Annotated in this window: 8 protein-coding genes; 2 read left to right on the forward strand and 6 right to left on the reverse strand. The window is 45.4% G+C overall.

Annotated features, from left to right (window positions below):
* The coding region (locus Xbed_RS20020; RefSeq protein ID WP_208612273.1) for a hypothetical protein at positions 1-191 on the forward strand (191 nt) is incomplete at its 5' end.
* 232 nt (positions 192-423) lie between these two features.
* On the opposite strand, the gene Xbed_RS18005 is transcribed toward Xbed_RS20020, so the two are convergent.
* The 6 genes from Xbed_RS18005 to Xbed_RS18030 are packed head-to-tail and all read right to left on the reverse strand — an operon-like array spanning position 424 to position 3,604.
* Positions 424-798 carry a hypothetical protein gene (locus Xbed_RS18005; protein WP_086114216.1) on the reverse strand — a complete coding sequence of 125 codons (375 nt, stop codon included), beginning with the start codon at positions 796-798 and terminating at the stop codon, positions 424-426.
* Entirely contained in the window at positions 758-1,123 is a 366-nt protein-coding gene (locus Xbed_RS18010; protein WP_086114217.1) for a phage protein NinX family protein, read from the reverse strand. Before Xbed_RS18010 ends, Xbed_RS18005 begins: the two co-directional genes overlap by 41 nt.
* Positions 1,120-1,371, reverse strand: a complete 252-nt coding sequence (locus Xbed_RS18015; RefSeq protein WP_086114218.1) for a hypothetical protein — start codon at positions 1,369-1,371, stop codon at positions 1,120-1,122. The genes Xbed_RS18010 and Xbed_RS18015 overlap by 4 nt, the downstream gene beginning before the upstream one ends.
* The gene (locus Xbed_RS18020) at positions 1,368-1,574 is read right to left on the reverse strand and encodes a hypothetical protein (protein ID WP_086114219.1); all 207 of its coding nucleotides are present in this window, start codon (positions 1,572-1,574) and stop codon (positions 1,368-1,370) included. Before Xbed_RS18020 ends, Xbed_RS18015 begins: the two co-directional genes overlap by 4 nt.
* A 22-nt stretch (positions 1,575-1,596) precedes the next feature.
* Complete coding sequence (locus Xbed_RS18025) at positions 1,597-2,970, reverse strand: replicative DNA helicase (RefSeq protein ID WP_086114220.1); 1,374 nt, start codon at positions 2,968-2,970, stop codon at positions 1,597-1,599.
* Between the two features lies 1 nt (position 2,971).
* Entirely contained in the window at positions 2,972-3,604 is a 633-nt protein-coding gene (locus Xbed_RS18030; RefSeq protein ID WP_139837538.1) for a conserved phage C-terminal domain-containing protein, read from the reverse strand.
* Here Xbed_RS18030 and Xbed_RS18035 point away from each other — a divergent pair.
* Entirely contained in the window at positions 3,557-4,087 is a 531-nt protein-coding gene (locus tag Xbed_RS18035; protein WP_244182549.1) for a phage N-6-adenine-methyltransferase, read from the forward strand. The two genes, Xbed_RS18030 and Xbed_RS18035, sit on opposite strands and share 48 nt — an antisense overlap.
* Positions 4,088-4,157: the final 70 nt, after the last annotated feature.

Here is a 4,157-nt window from a genome sequence, read left to right on the forward strand (position 1 = left end):
ACAGGGTGGCTCTTGCTTTGACTTATGCCCTGCCCACCAATACCAACCGCTACGATGCTCTGCTGTACCACATTTTTTACAGAGATGAACTCGGCACATTTCTGACCACTGGTAATCATGACCTGCTGAATTATTCAGTCGTTGAATTGCTGTTCTTGGCATTGTTATTTGCCCTCTGGTTCCATGCCTGAATTGCTGTATGTAGTTTGTTAAATTTGAGTTGCTTCGCTTTGTTTTCGATCTCCAGCATCTTTTGAAATGCGCTGCCGCGCGGGTAATTTTTATGTTTATGTGCTGTTATAATTGTGAAAGTATCATCAATACCACACCCATCCTTACGCCTCTTCTTAATGTTCTGTACATATTTTGTTGCTGAACGCCATGCCTGAATTTTGTAATAATCTAATAAGTCCTGTAATGTCGTCATTGTGATTGAATCCTCTTGATATCATTCTCCAGAAATTGCAATTGCGTCTTCGCACCCCGCAATCGCACTTTTGTGTTCTTCTCTTCCCGCAACAACGCATCGCACGCCGCTCTCAGTTCGTCCCGTTGTTTGTGTAATTTCATAATCTTACGTACAACATATTCGCCATCACAGGCACGTGCCAATACATAATCGAATGCATCGACATTGCAGCCACAGTGATCACAGGTGAGAACGCGATACTGTTCATCGACTGTTATTGCAGTGTTGTGTTTACATCGGGATTGTTCGGGCGTTTTAGGAGTAACTGAGGTGCTAATATTGGGTGGTTTATCGTTGCTGAATTTGAGGGTTATAACGTTGTCTGACATGCTCGCTCCAATCAAATATCTCATCAGGAATATCAACCTCTTCTCCCAATTTCGCAGCCACTACGGCACGGCAAATGGCAATTTGTGGGGTTTCACCGTCCAGATAATCATCAGATACATAATGGCAGTTAGCAGACCAAAGTAATGCGTGACCTAGCCTAATGCTAAATTCCTCAATCAATTGCCCGCAAACTAACCAGTTGGTTGATGGGTGATAGTCGTCCCATATTATCCACTGGTTGATGCTGGGCATCGTTGTACGGGTTGCTCTAGCTACAGCCCAGTCCAATGCACGGCCTGTCAGTTCACTCGTTTTGATTTTCATTCTGCCTCCAGATGCTCAATAAAAATTGCGTACACGCCATCGATTTCCCAAAACCGCCCCCTCTTATCGGTCATCTCATACCACAGTCCAGGATTCAATTTTCCGGTCACTCGTCTGGATCTGACGAAATAGCCATCTCGATTCGGGTTGGATTCACCAGCCCACGGATTGCGCATGTGGTCACCAAATACAGGTTTGCGCCCTCGGTTAATTGTGATGGCGGCTTTTTTGCGTTGTTCTAGACTCATAACCCCTCCACCAATTCGTCCCATACTGCATAGGCAACGGGTTCACATTGTAAAATTTCAACATGGCCAGTATGCCCACAACCACAACATGTCACGACATCCCCTTCATACAGCCAGTTTTCGTTTCCATTTGTCTCAATTAATGCGCTGTCCATACCACATTTTTCACAATCACCTAGCCAATCAACTTTTACTGTTTTCATCTCAAAAGTCCTTCCTGTGGGGTTAAAATTCAATGTCTTCTTGATACTCATCAGATTTGATTCTGGTAAGGTCAGCAGGATCTAATCCACCGTGAGTGTGTGTAAAATAATACGTTTTTTCTGCACCCGGCGCGTGCCTTGATTTTGTACAGATAATTTCAGTAATCCCTTTCATCTCAGTATTGGGATTATATTTTTCATCACGATGAACCATTAAAATCACATCAGCCACTTGCTCTATCACACCAGACTCACGGAGATCAGAGTTCATGGGGCGTTTGTTGGTTCGCTGCTCAAGATTCCGGTTTAACTGAGCCAATGCAACAATTGGACATTTCAGTTCCTTAGCCAGATTTTTGAGACCTGTAGCTATTTCACCAACCGACTGGTTCATATTGTCAGGATTGGTCATTTTCATGATTTGCAAATAGTCCACAATGATTACACCAAGGCCGCCAGTCTGCTTGTGCATCCGTCTGGCTTCTGCCCGTATTTCATTGATACTCATTGATGACCTGTCGTTAATATGAATGGGTGAACTTTTGACGTCATCCAGAGCGTGAGCCAGCTTTGCCCATGCCTCATCCATCATGGATGATGAACAATTTTCCCCCAGAAGATCCTTTTTATTAACTCTGGCATGATGGAATGCAATACGTTCCGATATTTGCCATTTCGGCATTTCCATACTGAAAAACATCACGGGCTTACGGTTCTTAAGTGCCACTGATTTTGTGATTGCGGTACTGAGTAGGGTCTTACCTGTACCAGGACGACCACCAACCACAATAAAATCCGTGTTGTTAAATCCCCCGAATGCTTTGTCAATGTCAGGCATACCCAGCACCGTCTTGTACTTCCAGATATCACCATTGATCATCGACTCAATGATTTCTATCGATTCCTCCACCCCCTCCATGATATGAGCCGTTCCGCCGTCGTTAGCGCTCCCCAGATTTGATATCTGGTTCTCAATATCACCGGCAATATCCTGAACCGCGTTAACTCCACCCTCAGTGATCCGCGCAATGCCTGTATGCAACACTGACAACATCTCGCGCGTCATGGATAACTGCCTGAGTTTATCGACATAGCTGGGTAACAGGCTAATACTGGGGACGTGTTTTGCACATTCAGCGATGTAGGCAAACCCTCCGCAATGACCAGAATCACCGCTTTGCTCCAGTTCACTGTTCAGCAACACCAAGTCAAATCGGCTGCCTGCTGCATTAAGTTTCTTTAGCCCCCGCAGGATCAGCCTGTGAGCCACAGAGCTAAAATCTTTTTCTGTCAGGGATTCAACCGCGTTGACAGCAGCATCAGAATGCTCGTCACCTGAGATCAGGATACTGCCAATGACTGCCTGTTCTGTGTGGGTATCAGAAAATTTGTCCATGTTAAGCTCCGTTACGTCGTGCGATATGTTCCCGTTTTGCCTGTTCGTAGACCTGCGACCAGTTTTCCGGCTTCAGTATCCAATCCAGTGTTAACCACGGTTTTTCTTCCAGACTGCTGAACAGAGATGACTGGCTGATCAGGTCAAAACAGGTCGCCATGTGCTGAACCTCTCGCCATTTCCCCTTGTTGGTTTTCCCGTTCCACACTGATTCAAGATTCCGATAGGCAGGTCTGCGCTGCGTCCATTCCTGAGCCTCAACAACACGGGCGGGGATTTTACTGTTCCAGAGCGTTATCAGTTCTTGATGGGGGCAATCAACAGGATTTCTGTCAATGTACTCTTTCCACTTGATGGCGTCGGACAGGTAGCCGTCGAAGCGTCTCATGCGACATAAATTCTCAGGCTTGAGCTTCTCGCCGTATTTCCATTGCGTAACCGCCCATTCGATGACCAGCTTGATTTCATCCGCCGTGTAGCAAATCCCTTTGCTCTTCACGGTAGACAGCGCTTTCAGGAACGGAGCCGTTGATTGGAATCGGGAATGGGTGAGCTGGTTAAAATAACCCAGTATTTCAAGAGCGAGATTTTCTTCCCCCGTGGGGGTAAGGGGGATCTTTTCTTTTTTGGTCATGACTCCAAAGCGTTATTTCTGGCACTCGATTTAGAATTTGGTTTTTATCTGGATGCAGCCGCCAATGCTCAAAATACCCTGTGCGCACATTATCTCACGGAACGAGATAATGCACTGGCGTGTGACTGGACAAGTTACGGTTCTATTTTCTGCAACCCACCCTATAGCGATATTGGGCCATGGATAGAGAAAGCTGGCATTGAGTGCCGGAAACAATGTCAGTCAATAGTAATGCTAATCCCTGCTGACACTGCTGTAGGCTGGTTTAAATTGGCAATGGAAACTGTAGATGAAGTCAGGTTAATAACGGGTGGCAGGATTTCATTTATTAATGCAGGAACACAAAAACCAGTGAATGGAAATAACAAAGGAAGTTTATTGTTAATCTGGAATCCATTCACTAACCCACGCAGAATAATCACAACCGTAGACCGAGACTATTTAATTAGCATCGGAAACGAACAAATGAGGAAAATAGCATGAGCACACCAAAAATCACCATTGAAATATCCAGAACCGCAGCAGAAAAACATTCCAATCCCGGCAAAAAAGT

Source organism: Xenorhabdus beddingii (assembly GCF_002127545.1).
In the GTDB taxonomy this organism is placed as follows: Bacteria; Pseudomonadota; Gammaproteobacteria; order Enterobacterales; family Enterobacteriaceae; genus Xenorhabdus; species Xenorhabdus beddingii.